This is a genomic window from Halovulum sp. GXIMD14793 (assembly GCF_054457435.1).
The window spans coordinates 1-20,593 of sequence record NZ_JBTLNE010000048.1; the positions used below are offsets into that span (position 1 = coordinate 1).

Consider the following 20,593-nt stretch of genomic DNA (forward strand, 5'->3'; position numbering starts at 1 on the left):
CACGCTCCCGAATATCCAGTGATAGCGATTTGCCCATGTTCCACCTCCAAATATAGTGAATCACAAAATCCGCATCGTGGGAATCCCACCGATTCAGATTTCAAGGACGGCGCTCTAGAGCAAGTTGTCCTAGGCAGCTTGCGGCGCGCTGGCATCGCACAGAATGGCATGGATGGCCGAGGCATCCTCGGTCGAGCGTAGTTTATTGCAGATATCTTCGGACCGAAGGGTCCGGGATACCCGTGCCAGCGCCTTCAGATGCTCTGCCCCGGCTTTTTGGGGTGCAAACAAGGCAAAGACCAGATCTACGGGTTTGCGGTCAACGGATTCGAATTCAATGGGCTGGTCCAGGACGAAGAAAAGACCTTTCACCTCCGTCAGGCCCTCAATGCGCGCATGTGGAATGGCGACACCGTTACCGACCCCTGTCGGGCCCAGAGATTCCCGTTCCAACAAGGCCCGAAAGGCAATGCTTTCATCCAGGCCCAGAACATCCTGCGCGCTGGCGGCGATTTCCTGCAACAGACGCTTTTTACCTTGAACCTTGACGGGTCCGAAAACGTTATCGGACCCGAGTATCTCAGACAATTCCATTCAACTACTCTTCCTACTCGATTCCCAGAGCATCCTTGCTCTGGCTCCTGAGCCCCCGGTTTTTCCGAAAGTCTCAGCTTCTGGGATCGACCCAGCCGATGTTTCCGTCCTCTCGCTGGTAAACCACATTCACACCGCCATGGGTGTTATTGCGGAAGACCAGCAATGGTGCGTCTGCCAGCTCCATTTGCATCACGGCCTCACCGACCGATAGTGACTGAACCTTGGTTTCCATCTCGGCAACGATGACAGGTGTCAGGTCATTCGGCTCCTGCGATTCGTCATCATCCCTTCGAGCATCGAGGATATAGGCGGGCGCGTCGAAAGCTTCAATAGGGTTCTCGCGGCTTTGATGATGGTCCTTCAGACGGCGCTTGTAACGTCGCAACTGCTTTTCCATACGCTCAGCCGCGCCCTCAAACGCATCATAGACATCTGTTGCGCGTGCTTTGGCCTGTGCGGTCATGCCAGTGGACAGATGCAGGGACGCGTCTGCCACAAATTCATGCCGGTCCTTGGCGATTGTTACGATACACTCCACCGGTCGTTCAGCATACTTTCCTGCAATGTCATTGACGCGGGCCTCGACATGATCGCGAAGCGCGTCACCTACATCCATCCGTTTGCCGTTGACTTGAATGCGCATAAAGTTGCCTCCCAGCTTATAGTTATCCCCGAAGGGCGCAGGCAGATCACAGATGCAACGCCAGAGCCGTGCCGCAAAACGCGCGGCAACTCAGTTACGGCAAAAAAAGTGAAGATTTTGTGGCGCTGGAAAGTTGAATCTTGGTATCCATGGCACAAGCGTAAGTTGGCAGGCGATCCTATGCAAGCTCTTGCATCAAATCTGGAACCTGTCGCCCAGATAGACCCGGCGCACGTTTTCGTCTGCGACCACCTCAGCAGGGGTGCCGTTCATCATCACAATGCCGTCATGCAGGATGTAGGCGCGGTCAACGATATCCAGCGTTTCGCGCACATTGTGGTCTGTGATCAGAACACCGATGCCCCGATCCTTTAGCTGCGCAACCAAAGCACGAATCTCGCCCACAGCTATCGGATCAACGCCCGCAAAGGGTTCGTCCAGCAAAACGAAGGACGGGTTCGAGGCCAGACAACGTGCAATCTCGACCCGGCGGCGTTCCCCGCCGGACAGGGACATGGCCGAGGCGCGCCGCAGATGTGTGATGGAAAACTCTGCCAGCAGCTCATCCAGCCGGTTGGCCCGGCGCGTGCTGTCCCGTTCATGAAGTTCCAGCACAGCGCGGATATTATCCTCAACCGTCAGCCCGCGAAAGATTGACGCTTCCTGCGGCAGATAGCCGATACCAAGCTTTGCCCGGCGATACATGGGCAGCAGGGTAACGTCGCGGCTGTCAACCGTCACAGTGCCCGATTCAGGTGTGACCAGACCGGCAATGGCATAAAAACAGGTGGTTTTCCCGGCCCCGTTTGGTCCAAGCAGGGCGACAACCTCGCCCCGGTTCAGATCAAGCGATACATCGCGCAGAACGGGCCGTTTCTTGTAGCTTTTGCCGATGCTGACCACATGCAGGCCGCCGCCCTCGGTCACTGCAAGATCTGCGTTCATTCTGATGCGCCGGGCTGAAAGATGGTTTTGACCCGGCCTTCCATGCGTGCAGAGCCTGATTCCAGATTGATCACCAGCTTTTGCCCGGACAGGGCATTGCCGCCCTGGGTCAGCAGGACATCGCCTTCCATATCAATATTGCCCGTGGCCACATCATAGATGGCTTTGCCTGCCTCTGCGCTTTCGGCGCCATTGGTCAATAGGACATTGCCGGTGGCCAGCATGCTGGAGATTTGACGCGCCCCATCCGAGGTATAAGAGACCAGAATTCGGTCAGCCTGCATTTTCAGACTGCCCTGTCCCACCAGCACGTTGCCCACAAAGGTGGCGGTGCTGTTTTCCTGATCCAGTTCCAGCGCGTCCGAGGTGATCTCGACCGGTTGGCTGCTGTCATGGGACTGCCCGCCAAAGGCAACATCCGTACCTTGGGGAAGCGCCGGTGTGGCGCAGAGACTGATAAGCGCGGCAAAGGCCGCAAGGCGATTCAACAGACGCATAATAGCCAAACCTTACTGTTGTTCCGTGACATTTGGAATATATCTCAGGCGAACGTGACCGGTGAATGTCACAACTGCGTCGCTTTCAAGCCCAAGGCGGGTGACCGAGCTCATGTTCATGCGGTCCGCTTCGATCTTTCCCATTGGGCCGCTCGCCTGAACGGTGCCGGTGCCGGTCAGCACACCTTGTGCCAGATCGACCGCAACCTGCCCGGCGCTGGCAGTGTATCCATCAGCGGTTTGCAGTTCCACGCCGGAATTCAGAACCATCTTTTGGTTTTCCATATCGAAATCAGCCTCCGAGGCGATCAGTTCCAGCATATTCCCACCAAAAAAACGGATGGTGCCCGACAGATCGGCGATGGTGGCCACCTTCATCCCAAGATCCTGCGGCACAACCGAGGCTGCAACGAAATCATAGAGGTCTCCGCGCGTGGAAGAGCCGGAAAAATTCGGGTTGGTCACGCGCAACCCGGTGCCCATTGCCTCAAGATCTGCCTTGGAAAAGGTCAGGCCGCCCTCAAGCTCATCCTCGCGGCTGACCAGAAACACTGCTGCCAGCAGGGACATCGCGGCAATTGGCAGGCCCAGCTTCAGCGCCCGAACAATGCGCGAATAAAGGCCGGGGCTTCTGGATGCCATGGTTAGGCCAGACCTGCCCGCAGGCAGTCATGGATCTGCAGAATGCCCACAGGCTTGGTGTCTGCGTCCACGACAAACAGTGTCACGACTTTGCGGCCCTTCATCAGGGTCACGGCTTCGCGCGCCAGGGCATCTGCTGCAACGGTCAGTGGTTCGCGGGTCATAACCTCGCCCGCTTGCTTTTCCAAAAGGCCTGTCATGTTGCGCCGCAGGTCGCCATCGGTGATCACACCGGCCAGTTTGCCTGCCGCGTCGACAACCCCGGCAATCCCAAAACCTTTGGCCGAAATGGTTAGCAACGCCTCTGTCATCGGGGTTTGCTCGTTCAGCAAGGGTAACTGATCGTCGCCATGCATCAGATCACCCACCGTTGCCAACAGTGCGCCCAGTTTTCCGCCGGGGTGGAAGTCTCGGAAATTCTCAGGCGTAAATTGTCGCTCCTTCATCAGCGCCACCGCCAAGGCGTCCCCAAGCGCCAACGTCATTGTGGTCGAGGTCGTGGGCGCAAGCCCGTTCGGACAGGCCTCTTCCGCTGGGGGCAGGGTGATGGCGATATCGGACTTGGTCAGCAGGGTCGATTCGGGCTTGCTGGCGACGCCGATCATCGTGATGCCAAACCGGCGCGTATAAGCGATCAAATCGGCCAGCTCTGACGTTTCGCCGGAATTTGACAGAAGCAGCACGACATCGTCACGGGTGATCATGCCCAGGTCACCATGGCTTGCCTCGCCGGGATGGACAAACATGGCCGGTGTCCCGGTTGAGGCCATGGTGGCCGCGATCTTATGGGCGATATGCCCCGATTTCCCCATGCCAGAAACGATCAGCCGGCCTTTTGCTGCCAGAACAGCCTCGACCGCTGCGGCAAAGCTATGGTCCAGCGTTCTGGCCAGGGTTTCCACGGCGGATGCCTCGGTCTGCAGAACCGCAACGCCATTGGCGATCATCGCAGAATGGGCGGTGTCCTTCGCCGACATCTTCGTATCCTTTCAGGAATGCGCGAATATATCCGTATCTGGCCAGCCGGATAGATCAAGGGCCGCGCGTGTTGGCAGGAAATCAAAGCAGGCTTTCGCCATCTCTGTCCGGCCTTCCCGCGCCAGCATAACGTCCAGCGCTTCCTTAAGCCGATGCAGATACAAAACATCAGATGCCGCATAATCCAGCTGCGCGGTGGTCAGATCCGCAGCGCCCCAGTCCGAGCTTTGCTGTTGCTTGGAAATGTCTATGCTCAGCATCTCTTGCAGCAGATATTTCAGTCCGTGCCGGTCGGTGTAGGTCCGCACCAGCCGCGAGGCGATTTTGGTGCAATAGACCGGCGTGGTCAGCACGTCAAAGCGGTGCAGCATCACGGCGATATCAAACCGGCCAAAGTGAAACAGTTTCAGTTGGTCCGGATTGCCCAGCAAGCGTTCCAGATTGGGGGCAGAGGTTTGATCCTGCGCGATCTGCACCAGATGCGCGTCGCCATCGCCAGCGGACAGTTGCACGACACATAACCGGTCCCGATGCGGGTTCAGGCCCATTGTCTCGGAATCGATGGCCACGACCGGCCCAAGGTCCAGCCCGTCCGGCAGATCGTTTTTGTGCAAATGATTGGTCAAGGGTGCCTCCGCCAAACGCGTTTCGGGCGCTCTAGCATAGGTCGGACCGGTCTTGCCAGTTCGTGTTTTCGCCGATCGCACTAATTGAGCTTGGGCTCGGCCGGGCATCGCCCGCGGAAAACACCCATTCGAAAGGCGTTTTCCGCCGCTTTTCCCAAGCCGTTGTCGCGAAGAAACTGACCTTCGATTTGATAGGCCTGCCCGATCAGCGCGGCAGGACAGGCTGCGGTCAGATCGGCCTGATGGGTATGTTGATAGGCGCGTACGATCTGATACAGTACTTTTGCCGTGCCTTCTGGTGTTCCCAGATCAAGGCTGGTCGGCAGAAGTATCGCGCCGGTATCGGGATAAAATCCAACGCCCTGCCGTAGATAAATCAGCGTATCTGCAACATTGCCCCGCGCCTTGTCGGAACTGGTTGTAAAGATGATGTCAGGGCAGGTTTGCGGCATGGGATAGCCGGTGTGCTGCGCCGCATAGAGCATCGCGATACGCAAATCGGGGCAGCGGCTGGCCAGATTGTCGGCCAGGGCTGGTCCCGATATCACACCCAGCAAGAGAAGCAGCAGGCGCATGGCCATCTCCGAAAGTTTCATTCAACTTTTAGGAAATGTCGCACGCGCGGCCTCATCGCTCAATCCAGCACTTTAACAGGTGGTTAACGTGTTTGGCGGGTAAGCTGTACGATCAGGATACCGACCATGATGATCAGAACGCCCAATCCGTCGCGCCAGGTCAGCGGCTCATGCAGGATGATCGCAGCGATGGTGACCCCAAGGAATGGGTTCAGAAAGTGAAACGTGGCGGCGCGGGTCGCCCCGATCCGCCCGACCAGCAGGAACCAGACAAAGGTTGCGGCCAGACCGGGCACGAAGGTGGTGTACAGAAACGCCAGCGCCAGCTGCGGTGTCCAGTTGATCACCCAGGTTTCAAATATCAATGACAGCGGCAGCAATGTCATGGCGCCGACCAGCATTTGCAGCCCGACAATGATCCAGATATTGCCACCCGAGGTCGCCCCCCGCACCAGCAGTGTTGCCGCGGTCAGTGACACAAGACCCGCAACACATAATGCAACGCCCAGCGGATCAGCCCCGCCAGACAGCCGTGCGGACATGATGACAATCGTACCGACCAGACCAGCCGCCAGACCGACCATGCCAAGCGGGGTCAGACGCTCGCCCAGAACCAGCCAGCTTGCGGCAGCGACTAGCAGTGGCAGGGCAGAGGCAATGATGACAGCGACCGAAGCCTCGACCCATTGCATCGCTGTGAAATTCAGACCCAGATAGAGGGTGTTCTGACAAATGCCGAACAGCACCACTGCCCAAATCTGCTGACGGGTCAGACGGATCCGCTGACCCAGCGCATAGCCCATGGCCAGGGCAACACCACCTGACAGTGCATAACGGACGGCCAACAGCAGAAATGGCGGCGCATAGGCCACCGCGATCCGCGCCGAAGTGAAAGCACTGGACCACATGACCGCAAAGGCCACACCCATCAGTATTGCACGTCCGTCCATAGCCGCCTCAAAAGGAAACAGGCCGCGCAAGGCGACCTGTTTGCTGTCGTCATACTGACGAGAAAATCAGGCGTTGATCACGTCTTTCAGCGCCTTGGCGATGGTCACCTTGGCAACGCGATCCGCGTCTTTGTGCATCTGCTCGCCGGTGGCAGGGTTGCGCACCATACGGGCAGGACGCTCGCGGCAGGCAAATTTGCCAAGGCCGGGCAGGGTCACAGCGCCGCCATTGGCGACCTCTTTGGTGACGACGGCAGTGATTGCGTCCAACATGCGGTTTACAGAAGCTTTGTCGCTGCCTGTTTCTTCCGCCAGTGCTGCTACAAACTGGGTTTTTGTCATCGGTTTCTGAGCCATGGAAGTGCTCCCAAATTTTAGTTGTTGTTACCTATTTTTACCCCTTTCGGGTAGTGGAAGGACTGAATCAAATCCGTCTGCAAAACTCAACTCTGAAATGCAAAATTTCCTTTTTTTCTTGGGTTTTCCCCCTCGAAATCAGCATTTTTCTGTGGATAACTCCTCCATCGGCCAATCTTTGCCCATCTGGACGTGATTGATGAGGGAAATTTCGGCGCTCAGAGAAATGCGGTTTCCTCGAACGAACGCAGTTTTCGCGAATGCAGACGCTCCAGAGGCATCTCGCGCAGGTGTTCAACGGCACGGATACCGATCAGCAGATGCTGGGCAACCTGTCGTTTGTAGAATGCCGTGGCCATGCCGGGCAGCTTCAACTCCCCATGCAGTGGTTTGTCGGACACGCAAAGCAGGGTGCCGTAGGGTACGCGAAAGCGAAATCCGTTGGCGGCAATCGTGGCGCTTTCCATATCCAGACCGATGGCGCGCGATTGTGACAGGCGCTGCACTGGGCCGGACTGATCGCGCAATTCCCAGTTGCGGTTGTCGATTGTGGCCACGGTGCCGGTCCGCATGATCTTTTTCAGCTCGAAGCCTTGCAGACCGGTGACTTCCTCAACCGCGTCTTCCAGTGCGACCTGAACTTCGGCCAGCGCCGGGATCGGCACCCATGTCGGCAGGTCGTCATCCAGAACGTGATCCTCGCGCACATAGGCGTGGGCCAGCACGTAATCCCCCAGTGACTGCGAATTGCGCAGACCTGCGCAATGGCCCAGCATCAGCCAGACATGCGGGCGCAACACAGCAATATGGTCGGTAATGGTCTTGGCGTTGGACGGACTGACGCCGATATTGACCATGGTAATGCCGGAATTGTCCTTGCCCGTCAGGTGATAGGTCGGCATCTGCGGCATCCGCGCGGCAGCCTGCCCTGTCGTGCCCTTCGCCGTGGTGATCAGATTGCCCGGCTCTACCAATGTGTCATAGCCGCTGCTTGGATCGGCCACCGCCTGTTTCGCAAAAGCGATGAACTCATCAATATAAAACTGATAGTTGGTGAACAGGATGTGGTTCTGGAAATGCTCTGGTGCGGTCGCGGTGTAATGCGCCAGCCGCGCCAGCGAATAGTCAATGCGCTGCGCGGTGAACGGTGCCAGCGCGCGCGTACCGTTGGTATCAATCACAACCTGGCCATTGACGATATGGTCGTCGGTGATGTTCAGGTCCGGCACATCGAACAGATCGCGCAGGGGCCGATCCAGATGATCCTCAATCGAGCCTTCGATCTGCGTATCGTCAGCCATAGCGAAATGCAGCGGGATCGGTGTGTCGGACTGGCCCACGGTCACGCCGACCCCATGGTTATGGATCAGTAGCCCGATTTGCTGTGTCAGATAGTTTTCGAACAGTTTCGGGTGCGAAATGGTTGTGGAATACTGCCCGGGCTCTGACACATGGCCAAAGGACAAGCGGCTGTCGACCTTGGCAAAGCTGGTCGTCGTAATGGAAAGCTTGGGATAATACGCGCGGTAGCGGCCTTGAACCTCTGCCCCATCCATAACAGCGGCAAAGTGCTTTTGCAGGAAGGCAAGCGCATCATTATATTGCGCCTGAAGGGCGGCAACAGCTTCAGCCGCGTCTGTATAGACCTGATCCGGCGACGGCTCTGGCGCGATAATAGGCAGTTCGGAAATCTCAGGGTTCAGGTCCAATTAAGCCTCCGGTGCGATCAAAAGGTCGGTTCTTTCAAATTTCGTCACATCAATCAGGCCAAGGTCCGAGATGCGCAATTCCGGTATCACCACAAGCGCCAGCAGCGAATGCTGCATATAGGCGTTGTTCAGCGAACAGCCCGCATCCTGCATGGCCTGCACCATGGCGGCCGCATCGCGGGCCACATCCTCGGCCGGAGCGTCGGACATCAGACCGGCGATGGGCAAACGGACAAGGGCAACCTCCTGTCCATCACGATAAACGACGACCCCGCCACCGACCTCCGCCAGACGGTTTGCCGCCAGCGCCATATCGGATTTGGAGGTGCCGACGACAATCATGTGATGGCTGTCATGCGCCACGGTCGAGGCTATCGCCATATCTGCCGTGTAGCCAAAGCCAGACACAAAAGCGTTGGTGACCTGTCCCGTGGCTCTGTGACGTTCGACCAATGCGATCTGGCAGACATCGTTTGCGCGATCCATGCCAACCAGTCCGCCATCAACCGGCAAATCTGCCTCAAGCGCCTTGGTTGGTGCCTGATTTTCCACCACGCCAATGACGCGGGCACGCACGGAATTGGCACCATCAGGGGCAGCGATGTTGAAGTCCGCCGCCGTCAGCGTCTTGCCCATCTTCACCGTATCACGAGCCTGCTCAGACCAGGCATAATCTGGTTGCGGCGCTTTCAGCACGCCATCCTCGGCCACCACTTTGCCGCGCGCGATCACAATCTCAATCGGCAATGACCTAAGGTCAGAGGTCAGGATCACATCCGCCCGTCGTCCCGGCGTCAGTGAACCCAGATCCCGTTCCAGCCCGAAATGGGTCGCGGTGTTAATCGTGGCCATCTGCAAGGCAATCAGTGGATCAAGACCGCAGTCTATGGCGTGGCGCACAACGCGGTCCATATGCCCGTCTTGTACCAGCGTCCCTGCGAAACAATCATCCGTGCAAAGGATAAAGTTGCGCGGATCAAGGCCCTTTTCCGTCACAGCGGTGACCTGTGCCTCAACATCATACCAGGCGGATCCCAGCCGCAGCATGGCCCGCATCCCCTGCCGCACGCGCATGATGGCATCTTCTTCGCGTGTGCCCTCATGGTCATCGGCCGGGCCGCCTGCCGCATAGGCATGGAAACCGGACAAATCGGGAGAGGCATAATGCCCGCCCACCGTCTTGCCTGTGCGCTGTGTGGCGGCAATTTCGGCCAGCATTTTGGGATCACCGGCCATCACGCCGGGGAAATTCATCATCTCGCCCAGACCGATGATGTTGGGCCAGTTCATCGCCTCGGCCACATGTTCCGGCGTGATCTCTGCCCCGGTGGTTTCCAGCCCGGGGGCGGATGGTGCGCAGCTTGGCATCTGGACAAAGACATTGACCGGCTGGGCCAACGCCTCGTCATGCATCTCGCGCACGCCGGGAAGGCCCAGAACATTGGCGACCTCATGCGGATCGACAAACATGGTTGTGGTGCCATGAGGGATCACGGCGCGGGCAAACTGTGTGACGGTCAGCATGCCGCTTTCGATATGCATATGCCCGTCGCACAGGCCAGGCACCATAAAGCGCCCGTTTGCCTCGATCACTTCGGTGTCGGGACCAATCATGGCCGAGGCATCCGGGCCGCAATAAGCGATCCGTCCATCGGCAATCGCGATATCGGTATCAGGAATGGCCTCGCGGGAATGCACATTCACCCATTTACCTTTGCGGATTACCATATCAGCAGGGGTGCGGGCAGAGGCTACGTCAATCAGACGAGGCGCAACTTCGGGCCAGGTTTTGAGATGATTTGCAGTCATGGCCAACACTGCCATGCGCATATGTCAGGGGCAAGACAGAAACCAGAAATTAGGCTGGAGATCAGTACAAGCTCTGCGAAAGGCCCCCACAAGCTTACTTACGCGGTGACACCAAAACAAACTCGAAACTCCTTCGCAGAGCTTGGGTACAACCTTAATAGAACGGACACGCCCGAGGTGCTGTCAACATTGCTACATTTCTGACCAATTTATACCTAAAAGTCTGAATAAAATGAAGATAGCTAAAGAGGCGAGGTTAATAAAGTCGCCCAAAGACTATTTGGTTGTATGGGGTTAAGTGCATGGTTCCGAAGTATAAAACCGGCTCGGATAGTGGCAGCGCGGATGCGCTGACGCGTCGAAGCTTCTTAAAAACAAGTGCAGGATTGGTCGCACTTTGTGTCACGCCTGTGGCGCTAAGGGGGCAGACGATACCGGACACATTGCCGAATGTGCCTTACCGGATCGACGGGCCAGCCAAGGTGACGGGTCAGAAGATTTTCGCCCGTGATTTTCGCGCGGCAGATGTCTGGCAGGGATATGACCGGGAATGGCACGCACTATTCCTGCGGGCGACACGAACCGATGCGCCATTTACCGGGCTGGATCAGGCCTGGTTGCAAGAGGCCGCCCCCAAGAAGGTGATTTACGGGGATCAGGTCGACAGTGAGCTGCTGAAGCCGAATGTTGATCTGACCCGTGACATTTTGCTGGACCAGCCAGACCCGTCCGACGACCCGGAAAAGGACTTTGACCGGCCTGATGACTATCTGTTCGACCTTGTTGTGCGACGTGGCAACCAGCCGGACTTTCTTGGGCAGGCAGTGGCACTGCTGCTGTTTGATGACGCACGGGCGTTTCGCGCGGCCCGGACTCTGCTGCAGTTTCAGGATGACAAGGTGCAGACATACGGACCAGTCGGCCCGCCGAAGCCACCTGTGGTGTTCAGCCCCCAGACCCTGTTTGTGCGTGTAGCGGACCTCACTGGCGGGCCTGATATCTTTTCTTATGCTTCGGCTGACAATACCCAGGATTATCTGGCGGCAGCCCCCAAGTATCAGAAGCTGATCAACAGCTTTATTGAAGACACACCCGACCTGATCCGGCATCCGATCGACTGCGCCACCCAGGCGATGGACCCGGTTTTTATGGAGCCTGAATCCGGTCTGGCCTGGTTTCAGCCCCAAGCGCAAAAGATGTCCCTGGTCCTTGGAACGCAGTCACCTGATGGTGACGTTAAGGCGGTGGCCAAAATGTATAATGGCCCCGGGTCGCCGGGCTCGGTGTCCGAGGTGCATTTGCAAAGCTGCTATCCCGGTGGTGGGTTCGGCGGGCGCGACAGTTCACCCTTTACCCTGATGATTGCGCTGGCTGCGGCCTTTACCGACGGCAATCCTGTGCGTCTTGAGTATGACCGGTTTGAGCAGTTCTGCGTCGGGTTGAAGCGCCATGCCGCGACCCTGAAGGGAGAGCTTGCCGTCGATCAGAACATGAAGCTGCGCGCGTTGCAGATGGATATCGTTCTGGATGGCGGTGGACGACAGAACCTGTCCCCTTATGTTGCCCAGTTGGCCGCGATTTGCTCGGGCAACTGCTATAACCTGCCTTTGAATAACCTCTCGGCGCAGGCAAATCACACGCAGGATGTTTCGGGCGGGTCGCAGCGTGGTTTTGGCGGGCCGCAGGCGTTTTTTGCTGTTGAAACCGCATTGGATGAAATCGCCCGGCAGCAGAACTGGGACCCGTTTACGTTCCGCCGCGCCAATCTGATCACCGATGGTGACCGCACGGTTGTTGGCGGCCCCTATGAGCCGGGCCTGAAACTGCGCAAGATCCTTGATATGGCAGAACAGCATGTGCTGTGGCGGGATCGTGCCCGGCTTCGGGCGCAATATGCGCGGCGCGGCAAGATCTACGGCACCGGCATGGCCATGTCGCTTCTGGCCTTCGGAACCTCGGGCGATGGGGTCGTGGCAGGTGTGCAACTGACGCCGGGTGGGATCAGGGTTCAGACCAATGCGGTGGATATGGGAAACGGTTCGGCCACAACACTGGCCGCGGTGGTCGAGGAAGAGTTGGGTCGCCCGGCTGGTCACATCGACACCGGCGATTACACCTTGTTTGTCAAGACCCAGTTGGATGACAGCTGGGGCGGCAATTGGGATGACCCGAAATGGACCGCAAAGGGTGTCGGATCATCATCGGCCAGTTTGACGGCATTTTTCCAGACCCATGTGACGCAGAATGCGGCCCGCGCGCTTTATCTGCAGTCTGTCCTGCCAGCGGCCCGCGACATTTGGGGGCTTGATATAGCTCAGGAGGATGTCCGGTGGGAACTGGGCCATCTGATCGGTCCGCGCGATGCGGAACCGCTGCATATCGGGCGCTTGCATGATCATATTGTTGAGATAGGTCTGCCGACCGGGGCGCTGGCGCATGCCTATTTCCAGCAGCAATGGGCCACAGGCACCTTTGCCCTGACGCCGGGGCCGGTGACCTTACCGATTGATGGACTAGCGTTTTATTCCAACGGCAATGATGATCCGACGCCGGTCTGGCGCAGCAAGATCATCCCCCCACCAGAAGCAGCCCGGCGCTATGCGCGTACCGTCTTTTGCCCAAGCGCCAACGTGATCGGCGTCAGCGTTGATCGCTCAACTGGCGCTGTCAGGGTCGAGAATGTTGTGACCTTCCTCGATCCCGGCCGGGTGTATGTGGAACCTCTGGTCTCGGGCCAGAGCCAGGGCGGTCTGGCCATGGCAATCGGCTACACGTTGATGGAGGACGTCTTGCCTGGGCCGGATGGTCCCGGCGGTGGGCGGTGGAACCTGAACCGCTATCACGTGCCAAGGATGGAAGATGTGCCGCTTTCCGACACGCTGGCCCCGGGTCAGCGATTGCAACAGCTGGTGCTGGTGCAGGATCAGACTGCACAGGCCGGAAAGGGTATAGCGGAATCGGTGATGTGCTGCATTGCCCCGGCCATATCCAACGCCCTTGCTGATGCCATTGGTCATCGCTTTACCAGCTTACCAATCTCCGCAGAACAGGTCCTTGAAAGGATGCCCGCATGAGTATCGAGTTTACCGTGAATGGCGCCCCTGTGGTTGTCCCGGATGACCGGGCCGGGGACAAATTAATCGACGTTCTGCACGAGGAACTGAACCTGACCGGCACCAAGTTCTGTTGTGGCATCGGCGTCTGCCGGGCCTGCACCGTGGCCGTGCGTCATGCGGGCGGCCCCGTTCGCCAGCCGGTCATTGCCTGCTCGACCGCGGTTTCACTGCTGGACGGGGCAGAGGTGACAACCGTCGAGGGCGTGGCGGATGGAACACTGCATCCGTTGCAGGTCGCTTTTCTTGAGAATTTCTCGTTCCAATGCGGCTATTGCACCCCGGGCTTTCTGATGGGCGCACTGGCCTTTCTGGATCAGTTGCGCGTGACGCCGGTGCCGCGGGACAGACTTGATCAGGCCATCGAGGATGCGATGAACACGCATATCTGTAGGTGCAGCGGTTATAAACGCTATATCGACGCCATCCGTCAGGTGGCGTTGACCCAGATGGAGGACGCGCAATGAGGTGGATGTGTGCTTTGTTGTTGATCGCCGGGGCTGCATCCGCGCAGGATACGCGACGCGATTATGCCGCGCAATGCGCTGCCATGGTTGGGACAATACCTGATTTTTCCTGCAGCGCCGGTGTGGTTGTGCCGGTGACGGTTAATGGTCAGACCCCAGTGCAATATACGCCAGATATGCTGTGCGACCGCCCAGGGCTTCTGCCCAATGGGGCAGGCAGCGATGGGCAATGTGTGCCCTATTCGCGGATCCTGGATCTGTCGCAGGGTCTGACCCAGATTTCGGTGATGTGTCGGCAGAAAAAGATACGGCCTGCTGACTCGGTGCTGTACGATGAAATTGACATCATCGCCCATAACGCAGCCACCGGGGCGACCTGCTGGTTCCAGGCCGAGGGGAGTGCGGATGAGCCGCTAAATGGGTCCAATGTCCCCTCGCCCAACTCACCGTCAGCGGGGGATTTCTGGCACGAACCTGCCGAAGTGGCCTCGGACGGGTGCGGGAATTGCCATGACAACGATCCCTTCATGTACAGCCCGTTTGTCGGGCAGGTCTGGGAGCAGGTGCCAACCGACCCGTTTGGACCTTACTTCCATGTCGGGCCGCAATACGGCTTTGACGCCTGGCCGACCGACCTTTTAGCGCCGCGTGACAGCACCTGCACCGGATGCCACCGGATCGGGACGGACCAAACCTGCGGGTATTTGACAAAACTGGCTACAGGGATGGTAATACCAGACGGCAGCGACGCATTGGCGCAAAGCTACCCCAACAATCACTTCATGCCGCCCGACCATGGGCTGAACCTTACAGCTTGGGAGGTTATCCATCAGCCCTCCGTCAGCGAGATATTGGAGTGCTGCCTTGATAGCGGGCAACCAGCATGCAAAAAGCAGTCAATAAATGGGACAGTGGAATGAAAGTCAGCGAACAGTTTCCACATCTGCTAAAATCCCCCCTCTTTGCAGATATGCCGAAAGAGGATGCGCGCGGTTTTCTGGACCGGTGCACGCCTAAGCTTTACAGGCAAAAAACCGTGGTTCTACGCGAAGGAGAGCCAGTGGAGGGCATCTTCATCGTCGCTTTCGGGACATTGGATATTTATTCAACCAGCTTCAATGGTCACCGCATCCTGTTACATCGGGCCGGCCAGGGCGAGATTCTGGGCGAGTTGGAAATCATGGCTGACCGCCCCTGCGCGGCCAGTTGTGAGACCGCACGTAATACGACGCTTTTGAACGTTCCTGTTCCGCTGCTTTATGAACATCTCGCCTCGCGCAAGTTCATGCGGAACCTGATGCAAACCTTGCACAAACGCCTGCGCCGCGAGAACCAGTTCAAGGTGTTGGACAAGTGTTATCCGATCCGCCAGCGGCTGAGCGCCTATCTGTTGTATCTGTCGGGCCGGTCGATGATCGTCACCGACAATCAGTCCTTTCTGGCTGAACTGATTGGGTGTTCCCGCCAGACCATCAACCGTGAACTTGGCGCCTTACGGGATGATGGTGCAATCCGCATCAGCGGCCGCAAGATCGAGATCGCCGATGTCGACCTGCTGCGCGATTTTTCTGGTGTGCTGGACTGAAGTGTATCGCAGATATGCGATGCCTCGGGCTCACTTGGAAAAGCGTCAGGAGTGCTGCACTTCAAACACGCGATCATGCGTCAGCGATGGGATCTGGGCACGGGCCTTGTCTGCTTCTGAAAGGTCGATGCTCAACATAGCCGTGCCGGGTTCAGTGCCCATATCCAGCATAATTTCGCCCCAGGGATTGATTACCAGCGAATGACCGAAGGTTTCGCGTCCATCCTCATGCTTACCGGTCTGGGCGGGTGCCACAATCCAGCATAGGTTTTCGATGGCCCGGGCGCGCAGCAGCGTGTGCCAATGCGCTTTGCCGGTCGGAACGGTAAAGGCGGCGGGAACGAAGATCAGGCGCGCACCGGCCTGGGCATAGCTGCGAAACAGCGCGGCAAAGCGCACATCATAGCAGATCGCCATACCCCAGAGACCCCAGGGCGTTTGGGCCAGCGTGGCATGGGTCCCGGGGGCAAAGCGTTTGCTTTCGCCGGTGGGCTTTTGACCCTCTAGCGTAATATCAAATAGGTGGATCTTATTGTATTCGGCGGTGATCGCCCCATCCGGGGCAATCAGACTGCCATGGTTCAGGCTGCGCCCGCCCTGCCCCTGGACCGGCGTTGATCCGGTATTGATCCAGATGTTGTGCTGACGTGCGGCCTCCTGACAGGCGGAGATAAAGGGGTTATCTGCAGAAAGCACAAAATCCGCAGGCATGGCGCGCAGGTTCATCAGCCCAGCGACCTCCGGCAAAGCCATCAGGTCGCAATCGCTGGCCGCAGCCTGTTCAGCGGCATTCCGCATGACGGCTATGTTCGGCGCATAATCCGCCGCCGAGGTCATCTGCACAACGCAAAGTTTCAGCTCATCCCGCATGATCACAGCATGCCCTGTTGCGCGACGTTCGGCCAGCCCTTAAACTAAATCTTGCCGACAGGACGCTGCCCGTGCTCGGGTGGCTGATCTTGTCCAAAATTTCCAGCGCAATGAAGCAGATTATCTTCGTGCGGCCTATAATGAGACGCAGGCGCGCACGGATTTTATCACGCCGCTGCTCGCGGCATTTGGATGGGACGTCCACAACGTCGCTGGCCAACCGCTTGGGCTTAGGGAAGTTATCGAAGAGGCAACGGTTGAAGTCGGCGAAGAGCGGCTTTCCAAGAAGCCGGACTATGAACTGCGCCTTGCGCGCCAGCGCAAGCTCTTCGTCGAAGCCAAAAAGCCAAGTGTGCGCATTGATCGGAGTAGGGATGCCGCATTCCAGACGCGGCGCTACGGTTATTCGGCAAGCCTGCCGATCTCGATCCTGACCAATTTCCATCAGCTGGCGGTCTATGACTGCCGGCCCTCTCCAAACAACACCGATGAAGCGCATGTCGCGCGTATTCTACTTGTCGGATACGAAGAGTTTGAGGCTCGCTTCGACGAACTGTGGCAGCTTCTGTCGCGTGAGGCGGTGTACTCTGGCGATTTTGATCGACGCTTCACCGTCGATGTGACCCGGCACGGTGCCGATCAGTTTGACGACTTTTTCTTGCGCCAGGTACGGTCGTGGCGCGAGCGTCTCGCAAGAGATATTCACCAGCAAGTCCCCGGCCTGTCGCCGGACGAGCTGAGCTATGCGGTGCAACTGTTCCTTTCCCGGATCGTGTTCCTGCGTATCTGTGAAGATCGCGACATCGAGCGGTATGAAACCCTGCGTGGCCTGACTGCTGGCAACAGTTTCGATGCTCTTATGGCGGAGCTGCGGCGCGCGGACGCCTTCTATGATTCTGGTCTATTTCGGCTGCTCGATGATGCGCGGCTCGGGATTCGCATCAGCGACGATGTGCTGAGCGGTATCATCAACGAGCTTTACTACCCGCAAAGCCCCTACACCTTCGCGGTCGTGGAAACCGAAGTCCTTGGGGAAATCTACGAACAGTTTTTAGGCGAGATCATCACGATCGACGCGCATGGCAACGTCGAGATCGTTAGCAAGCCCGAGGTGCGGGACAGCGGCGGTGTAGTGCCGACGCCGCGCTATATCGTCGATGCAATTGTGCAACGCACGCTTGGACCAAAACTGGCCGGACAAGGCCGGGTTATCCCAACCCTCGCGCAAAGCGGAGTGGGAGAAGATGAACCGCGTTGGCTCAACGTGTCCGAATGCCCCTCGTAGGCCAACGCGAGCTGGTTGCGAAGGTCGGTGAACCTGTTGTTAACGGGGGTCGCGGAAAGCATCAGAACCTTTGTCTTGCCAGCGGATGCCTGCCCGGCGCACGTGGGTTTCAGCTTACGCAGGCAGATCGCCTTCGTGCACGCGCGATCGAGACACTGATGTGCACGTTCGCTCTTGATCTGGAGGATTTGAGGCCTGAATTCGGACAGCGCGTAGAGACCCTGAAACCCCAACTTGCTAAGCTTGCAGGCCGCTTCGCGCCTTTCGTCCAGCGGGACGGATCACGCATCCTGATCCTGCCCGAGGGTCGGACGCTCACCCGCATTATTGCTTCAGTATTTGATCAACATGTGCCAGAGGGCGTGCGCTATTCACGCGCGTCCTGAGCGAACGAACAAGGTGATCATTGCTGCAGAGTTCACAGCGCTGACACACCGATCACAACCGGATGCAGGGCGATCAGGGCAGCAAACAGCACGACCCCAAGGGCAAGCCGGGCCACAGCGCCCAACCAGGACGTCGGCTTTCCGAGAACCGGAGCCTCTCCAACGGTTGCGTTCAACCGATCCCACTGGTCGGATCCCATCTCCCGTTTCTTGCGGCGGTTGATCAGCGTTCGGCCTCCCAGGGCGAACCCGCCCAGAACGCCGAACAGTAGGACATGGGCGAGGTCACCATTGGGCAGCATGTGAAAGGTCGCCCAAAGCGCCAGAGCCGCCAGCAACGGGTGCCGGACCAGCCGCACGATGCCGGGGCGCGCAGGGTCGAACATGTCGTTGCGCGCACCGCCAAAGGAAAACGGATTTGGGCGACCGATAGAAAAGGCTAGGATCAGGCAGACCACCAGCATACCTGCATGCGCCACGTGTCGGTGCCAGGCAAGCTGGGGCCAAAGCTCGACGTAAGGTGCCGCGCCTGCCGCCCAGATGAGCAGAGCCAGCAAAGCAAGCGACAGCACCGAATAGCCGACTGCAAACCCGCGCGGACCGACCCGTGCAACGATGCGCGACTTTATCGCGGGTCGCACCGGGATCGAATGCGTCGCGAAAAATAGGGCAAAAATGCCGAGGAAACCGGCCCAAGTCATGCGTCTTACTCGGCCTTTGGCCGCAGAAGCATCGGACCATAGACCAGGACAAAGCCTCCGAAGGCCAGCAGCCAGAATACGCCGGAAAGGGTGCTCAGGCCCAGATGGAGCGGGGTCAGGAACCGCATCAGCGCCGCTACAAAGACGCATACAAAAAACGCAATAGTGGCCCTGCTCGCTGTCAATTCGCGGCCCGTGTGCCCAAGTGTGGCCCGGGTCATGACCGCCAGCGTCATCGCCCCGATCGCACCCGCCATCCACAGATGCTGTGCGCCAGCTGTGCCCGGATTGCCCAGGATCTGATCCAGCCCAAGCGCGAAGGCACCCAGCGGAATAAACGCATAGGACGCATGCAGGACGAACACCAAAGGTTCGTTCAGCGTGTGGTGCCCCCGCCACCGGGTCAGCCGGATCAGATGCAAAACGCCGAACACCAGCAGGCAGAACCCGGTGGTGACCGTGAAGGGCTGAAGCGTCCAGATCGCTAGGATCGGCAGGCTGAATAGAAGCGTGGCCTTGTCGAAGCGCTGCATCGGCGGTGCAGGACGCGCGTTATACTGTTCGCGCACCAGCCAGTTGCGGGTAAAGGACGGGATGATCCGCCCACCGATGACGGCGATCATCATCACCGCTGTCGCCAGGCCCAGCCGCAGCCCATAGCCCTGCGCGGCGTATTCACCGGCAAATGCCTCGTAGTGAAACAGCGCATTGGCCAACGTGAATACGGCAAGCAGGGCCAGCACGATCAAGTTCCGCCAGTTTTTGCCCGCAATGATTTCGCGCAGGATCAGACCGCCCAACGCAATGGGAAAGGCAAGGTCGATGGCCGGAGCCACAAATGAGGGAAGCGAATTGGAGAACAGAATAGCCACGCGCCCGGCGCACCAAAGCGCAAAAAGCCCCGCCAGTCGCCAACCGACGATTGGCAAACGCCCGGTCCAGTTGGGCACAGCCGTCAGCAGGAAACCGGCAAGCACCGCGCCAAGATAGCCGAACAGAAACTCATGTGCGTGCCATGACCCACGGTCAAAGCGGGTGGGCAGGTCGACACCGCCCATCAACACCGCCAGCCAAAGGCCCATGGAAAAAAGGACCCAGACTGCACCGAAAAGGAAAAAGGGGCGGAAGCCAAAGCTGAAAATCGCCGGGCCGTTCCAGCTACGCATCTGCTCTGCGGATGACTGCGCCATCATGGTCGCTCCGTTGTTACGCAGGTCGTGCTCAAAACGGTCTCGTCTTTGCTACATGTCAGGCGCACCCTGCGACCGCGATGGAAAAAGGTCAGCCTGACCTTGCCTGCGTCTTCGCCCTCACCCGTTTCGAAACGCGAGGTGATCTCGCCCCCACGCATCAGCAGCTGCACTTCGTCGGGCGACAGGTCGAGCAATGCGCCAAGATCGCGCGCGTCAATGGTGGGCTGGTCACCGCTCATGTCGATTTTCACTGCACGCTCCTTTGTCGGCCACGTCCATCAGGTGACGGATGTGTTTCGCAAAATACCATGTTGCGGGAATGCCGAGAGCCGCGCCGATCAGAATTGAAAGCCCGGTGGACAGGATCGGGCCACCGATCCAGCTAAAGATCAGGGCGGCAAAGAATACGTTGACCGCTGCCGCACCAGCACCGAATGGGTAGAGCACCAAAGCGATCTTGCGCGTGGACCAGCCCGCCCGTGTCATCTGCGCGACACGAGCCACTGAACGGCCACCATGCTTGCCACAAGCGTGATGCAGGCCAAGGCGTACCAGAATTCCGCCGTAGCGGATTGCGCCTGTGGAATCGGGCGGTCGAAGCCTTCCGCGAAAAGCCGCGAGCCTGCGAGAACGAAGATGCCGGTGAGTGGAAGAAAGAAGCGCAT

Annotated in this window: 24 protein-coding genes; 6 read left to right on the forward strand and 18 right to left on the reverse strand. The window is 58.4% G+C overall.

Features of this window, described 5'->3' with window-relative positions; translation table 11 throughout:
- Positions 1 to 129: 129 nt before the first annotated feature.
- From ACW9UQ_RS13670 to ade, 12 genes are all read right to left on the reverse strand, one after another.
- On the reverse strand, positions 130 to 594 hold the full coding sequence (locus ACW9UQ_RS13670) for a PTS sugar transporter subunit IIA (protein WP_458931578.1): 465 nt from the start codon (positions 592 to 594) through the stop codon (positions 130 to 132).
- Positions 595 to 667: 73 nt separating this feature from the next.
- On the reverse strand, positions 668 to 1,240 hold the full coding sequence (gene hpf, locus ACW9UQ_RS13675) for a ribosome hibernation-promoting factor, HPF/YfiA family (RefSeq protein ID WP_458931579.1): 573 nt from the start codon (positions 1,238 to 1,240) through the stop codon (positions 668 to 670).
- A 195-nt stretch (positions 1,241 to 1,435) separates the two neighbouring features.
- Positions 1,436 to 2,185: an LPS export ABC transporter ATP-binding protein gene (gene lptB, locus ACW9UQ_RS13680; RefSeq protein WP_458931580.1), complete on the reverse strand. Its 750-nt coding sequence runs from the start codon at positions 2,183 to 2,185 to the stop codon at positions 1,436 to 1,438.
- Entirely contained in the window at positions 2,182 to 2,682 is a 501-nt protein-coding gene (lptA, locus tag ACW9UQ_RS13685; protein ID WP_458931581.1) for a lipopolysaccharide transport periplasmic protein LptA, read from the reverse strand. Before lptA ends, lptB begins: the two co-directional genes overlap by 4 nt.
- A 12-nt stretch (positions 2,683 to 2,694) precedes the next feature.
- Complete coding sequence (locus ACW9UQ_RS13690; RefSeq protein ID WP_458931582.1) at positions 2,695 to 3,324, reverse strand: hypothetical protein; 630 nt, start codon at positions 3,322 to 3,324, stop codon at positions 2,695 to 2,697.
- 2 nt (positions 3,325 to 3,326) lie between these two features.
- Positions 3,327 to 4,301 (reverse strand): KpsF/GutQ family sugar-phosphate isomerase, encoded by a 975-nt coding sequence (locus ACW9UQ_RS13695; protein WP_458931583.1) that lies wholly within the window; start codon positions 4,299 to 4,301, stop codon positions 3,327 to 3,329.
- A gap of 12 nt (positions 4,302 to 4,313) precedes the next feature.
- Positions 4,314 to 4,928 (reverse strand): ribonuclease D, encoded by a 615-nt coding sequence (locus tag ACW9UQ_RS13700; RefSeq protein WP_458931584.1) that lies wholly within the window; start codon positions 4,926 to 4,928, stop codon positions 4,314 to 4,316.
- Between the two features lie 80 nt (positions 4,929 to 5,008).
- Positions 5,009 to 5,503, reverse strand: coding sequence for a hypothetical protein (locus ACW9UQ_RS13705; RefSeq protein WP_458931585.1), 495 nt, complete (start codon positions 5,501 to 5,503; stop codon positions 5,009 to 5,011).
- Positions 5,504 to 5,586: 83 nt separating this feature from the next.
- A complete protein-coding gene (locus tag ACW9UQ_RS13710; RefSeq protein ID WP_458931586.1) occupies positions 5,587 to 6,453 on the reverse strand; it encodes a DMT family transporter in 867 nt (288 codons plus the stop codon).
- Positions 6,454 to 6,519: 66 nt separating this feature from the next.
- Positions 6,520 to 6,810: an HU family DNA-binding protein gene (locus ACW9UQ_RS13715; protein WP_458931587.1), complete on the reverse strand. Its 291-nt coding sequence runs from the start codon at positions 6,808 to 6,810 to the stop codon at positions 6,520 to 6,522.
- Between the two features lie 218 nt (positions 6,811 to 7,028).
- Positions 7,029 to 8,513 carry an AMP nucleosidase gene (locus ACW9UQ_RS13720; protein WP_458931610.1) on the reverse strand — a complete coding sequence of 495 codons (1,485 nt, stop codon included), beginning with the start codon at positions 8,511 to 8,513 and terminating at the stop codon, positions 7,029 to 7,031.
- 6 nt (positions 8,514 to 8,519) lie between these two features.
- The gene (gene ade / locus ACW9UQ_RS13725) at positions 8,520 to 10,328 is read right to left on the reverse strand and encodes an adenine deaminase (RefSeq protein WP_458931588.1); all 1,809 of its coding nucleotides are present in this window, start codon (positions 10,326 to 10,328) and stop codon (positions 8,520 to 8,522) included.
- A gap of 302 nt (positions 10,329 to 10,630) precedes the next feature.
- Between ade and ACW9UQ_RS13730 the strand changes: the two genes are divergently transcribed.
- Genes ACW9UQ_RS13730 through ACW9UQ_RS13745 form a run of 4 tightly spaced genes read left to right on the forward strand, consistent with a single transcriptional unit; the run spans position 10,631 to position 15,493 of the window.
- Positions 10,631 to 13,402: a xanthine dehydrogenase family protein molybdopterin-binding subunit gene (locus ACW9UQ_RS13730; RefSeq protein WP_458931589.1), complete on the forward strand. Its 2,772-nt coding sequence runs from the start codon at positions 10,631 to 10,633 to the stop codon at positions 13,400 to 13,402.
- Entirely contained in the window at positions 13,399 to 13,908 is a 510-nt protein-coding gene (locus tag ACW9UQ_RS13735; RefSeq protein WP_458931590.1) for a (2Fe-2S)-binding protein, read from the forward strand. The genes ACW9UQ_RS13730 and ACW9UQ_RS13735 overlap by 4 nt, the downstream gene beginning before the upstream one ends.
- On the forward strand, positions 13,905 to 14,828 hold the full coding sequence (locus ACW9UQ_RS13740; RefSeq protein ID WP_458931591.1) for a hypothetical protein: 924 nt from the start codon (positions 13,905 to 13,907) through the stop codon (positions 14,826 to 14,828). Before ACW9UQ_RS13735 ends, ACW9UQ_RS13740 begins: the two co-directional genes overlap by 4 nt.
- Positions 14,825 to 15,493 carry a Crp/Fnr family transcriptional regulator gene (locus ACW9UQ_RS13745; protein WP_458931592.1) on the forward strand — a complete coding sequence of 223 codons (669 nt, stop codon included), beginning with the start codon at positions 14,825 to 14,827 and terminating at the stop codon, positions 15,491 to 15,493. Before ACW9UQ_RS13740 ends, ACW9UQ_RS13745 begins: the two co-directional genes overlap by 4 nt.
- Positions 15,494 to 15,538: 45 nt before the next feature.
- Here the strand turns inward: ACW9UQ_RS13745 and ACW9UQ_RS13750 are convergent, their stop codons facing one another.
- Positions 15,539 to 16,363, reverse strand: coding sequence for a carbon-nitrogen hydrolase family protein (locus tag ACW9UQ_RS13750; RefSeq protein WP_458931593.1), 825 nt, complete (start codon positions 16,361 to 16,363; stop codon positions 15,539 to 15,541).
- A gap of 79 nt (positions 16,364 to 16,442) precedes the next feature.
- Between ACW9UQ_RS13750 and ACW9UQ_RS13755 the strand changes: the two genes are divergently transcribed.
- Positions 16,443 to 17,648 carry a hypothetical protein gene (locus ACW9UQ_RS13755; protein ID WP_458931594.1) on the forward strand — a complete coding sequence of 402 codons (1,206 nt, stop codon included), beginning with the start codon at positions 16,443 to 16,445 and terminating at the stop codon, positions 17,646 to 17,648.
- Positions 17,649 to 17,806: 158 nt separating this feature from the next.
- Positions 17,807 to 18,034 carry a hypothetical protein gene (locus tag ACW9UQ_RS13760; RefSeq protein WP_458931595.1) on the forward strand — a complete coding sequence of 76 codons (228 nt, stop codon included), beginning with the start codon at positions 17,807 to 17,809 and terminating at the stop codon, positions 18,032 to 18,034.
- Positions 18,035 to 18,066: 32 nt separating this feature from the next.
- On the opposite strand, the gene ACW9UQ_RS13765 is transcribed toward ACW9UQ_RS13760, so the two are convergent.
- The 5 genes from ACW9UQ_RS13765 to ACW9UQ_RS13785 are packed head-to-tail and all read right to left on the reverse strand — an operon-like array spanning position 18,067 to position 20,593.
- Positions 18,067 to 18,735, reverse strand: a complete 669-nt coding sequence (locus ACW9UQ_RS13765) for an NnrU family protein (protein WP_458931596.1) — start codon at positions 18,733 to 18,735, stop codon at positions 18,067 to 18,069.
- A 5-nt stretch (positions 18,736 to 18,740) separates the two neighbouring features.
- Positions 18,741 to 19,925 carry an NnrS family protein gene (locus tag ACW9UQ_RS13770; RefSeq protein ID WP_458931597.1) on the reverse strand — a complete coding sequence of 395 codons (1,185 nt, stop codon included), beginning with the start codon at positions 19,923 to 19,925 and terminating at the stop codon, positions 18,741 to 18,743.
- Complete coding sequence (locus ACW9UQ_RS13775; protein ID WP_458931598.1) at positions 19,925 to 20,179, reverse strand: DUF6522 family protein; 255 nt, start codon at positions 20,177 to 20,179, stop codon at positions 19,925 to 19,927. The genes ACW9UQ_RS13770 and ACW9UQ_RS13775 overlap by 1 nt, the downstream gene beginning before the upstream one ends.
- Positions 20,157 to 20,432 carry an NnrT protein gene (locus ACW9UQ_RS13780; protein ID WP_458931599.1) on the reverse strand — a complete coding sequence of 92 codons (276 nt, stop codon included), beginning with the start codon at positions 20,430 to 20,432 and terminating at the stop codon, positions 20,157 to 20,159. Before ACW9UQ_RS13780 ends, ACW9UQ_RS13775 begins: the two co-directional genes overlap by 23 nt.
- Positions 20,411 to 20,593 carry a protein NnrT gene (locus tag ACW9UQ_RS13785; protein WP_458931600.1) on the reverse strand — a complete coding sequence of 61 codons (183 nt, stop codon included), beginning with the start codon at positions 20,591 to 20,593 and terminating at the stop codon, positions 20,411 to 20,413. The genes ACW9UQ_RS13780 and ACW9UQ_RS13785 overlap by 22 nt, the downstream gene beginning before the upstream one ends.

What these genes read in the sequence shown, in the direction of transcription:
- ACW9UQ_RS13710 (WP_458931586.1), bottom strand. Translation starts at nt 6,453, where the DNA reads ATGGACGGACGTGCAATACTGATGGGTGTGGCCTTTGCGGTCATGTGG.
- ACW9UQ_RS13770 (WP_458931597.1), bottom strand. Translation starts at nt 19,925, where the DNA reads ATGGCGCAGTCATCCGCAGAGCAGATGCGTAGCTGGAACGGCCCGGCG.
- ACW9UQ_RS13785 (WP_458931600.1), bottom strand. Translation starts at nt 20,593, where the DNA reads ATGCGCTTCTTTCTTCCACTCACCGGCATCTTCGTTCTCGCAGGCTCG.
- ACW9UQ_RS13715 (WP_458931587.1), bottom strand. Translation starts at nt 6,810, where the DNA reads ATGGCTCAGAAACCGATGACAAAAACCCAGTTTGTAGCAGCACTGGCG.
- ACW9UQ_RS13765 (WP_458931596.1), bottom strand. Translation starts at nt 18,735, where the DNA reads ATGACTTGGGCCGGTTTCCTCGGCATTTTTGCCCTATTTTTCGCGACG.
- ACW9UQ_RS13695 (WP_458931583.1), bottom strand. Translation starts at nt 4,301, where the DNA reads ATGTCGGCGAAGGACACCGCCCATTCTGCGATGATCGCCAATGGCGTT.
- ACW9UQ_RS13690 (WP_458931582.1), bottom strand. Translation starts at nt 3,324, where the DNA reads ATGGCATCCAGAAGCCCCGGCCTTTATTCGCGCATTGTTCGGGCGCTG.
- ade (WP_458931588.1), bottom strand. Translation starts at nt 10,328, where the DNA reads ATGACTGCAAATCATCTCAAAACCTGGCCCGAAGTTGCGCCTCGTCTG.
- ACW9UQ_RS13740 (WP_458931591.1), top strand. Translation starts at nt 13,905, where the DNA reads ATGAGGTGGATGTGTGCTTTGTTGTTGATCGCCGGGGCTGCATCCGCG.
- ACW9UQ_RS13745 (WP_458931592.1), top strand. Translation starts at nt 14,825, where the DNA reads ATGAAAGTCAGCGAACAGTTTCCACATCTGCTAAAATCCCCCCTCTTT.
- lptB (WP_458931580.1), bottom strand. Translation starts at nt 2,185, where the DNA reads ATGAACGCAGATCTTGCAGTGACCGAGGGCGGCGGCCTGCATGTGGTC.
- ACW9UQ_RS13705 (WP_458931585.1), bottom strand. Translation starts at nt 5,503, where the DNA reads ATGCGCCTGCTGCTTCTCTTGCTGGGTGTGATATCGGGACCAGCCCTG.
- ACW9UQ_RS13760 (WP_458931595.1), top strand. Translation starts at nt 17,807, where the DNA reads ATGTGCACGTTCGCTCTTGATCTGGAGGATTTGAGGCCTGAATTCGGA.
- ACW9UQ_RS13750 (WP_458931593.1), bottom strand. Translation starts at nt 16,363, where the DNA reads ATGCGGGATGAGCTGAAACTTTGCGTTGTGCAGATGACCTCGGCGGCG.
- ACW9UQ_RS13670 (WP_458931578.1), bottom strand. Translation starts at nt 594, where the DNA reads ATGGAATTGTCTGAGATACTCGGGTCCGATAACGTTTTCGGACCCGTC.
- hpf (WP_458931579.1), bottom strand. Translation starts at nt 1,240, where the DNA reads ATGCGCATTCAAGTCAACGGCAAACGGATGGATGTAGGTGACGCGCTT.
- lptA (WP_458931581.1), bottom strand. Translation starts at nt 2,682, where the DNA reads ATGCGTCTGTTGAATCGCCTTGCGGCCTTTGCCGCGCTTATCAGTCTC.
- ACW9UQ_RS13730 (WP_458931589.1), top strand. Translation starts at nt 10,631, where the DNA reads ATGGTTCCGAAGTATAAAACCGGCTCGGATAGTGGCAGCGCGGATGCG.
- ACW9UQ_RS13735 (WP_458931590.1), top strand. Translation starts at nt 13,399, where the DNA reads ATGAGTATCGAGTTTACCGTGAATGGCGCCCCTGTGGTTGTCCCGGAT.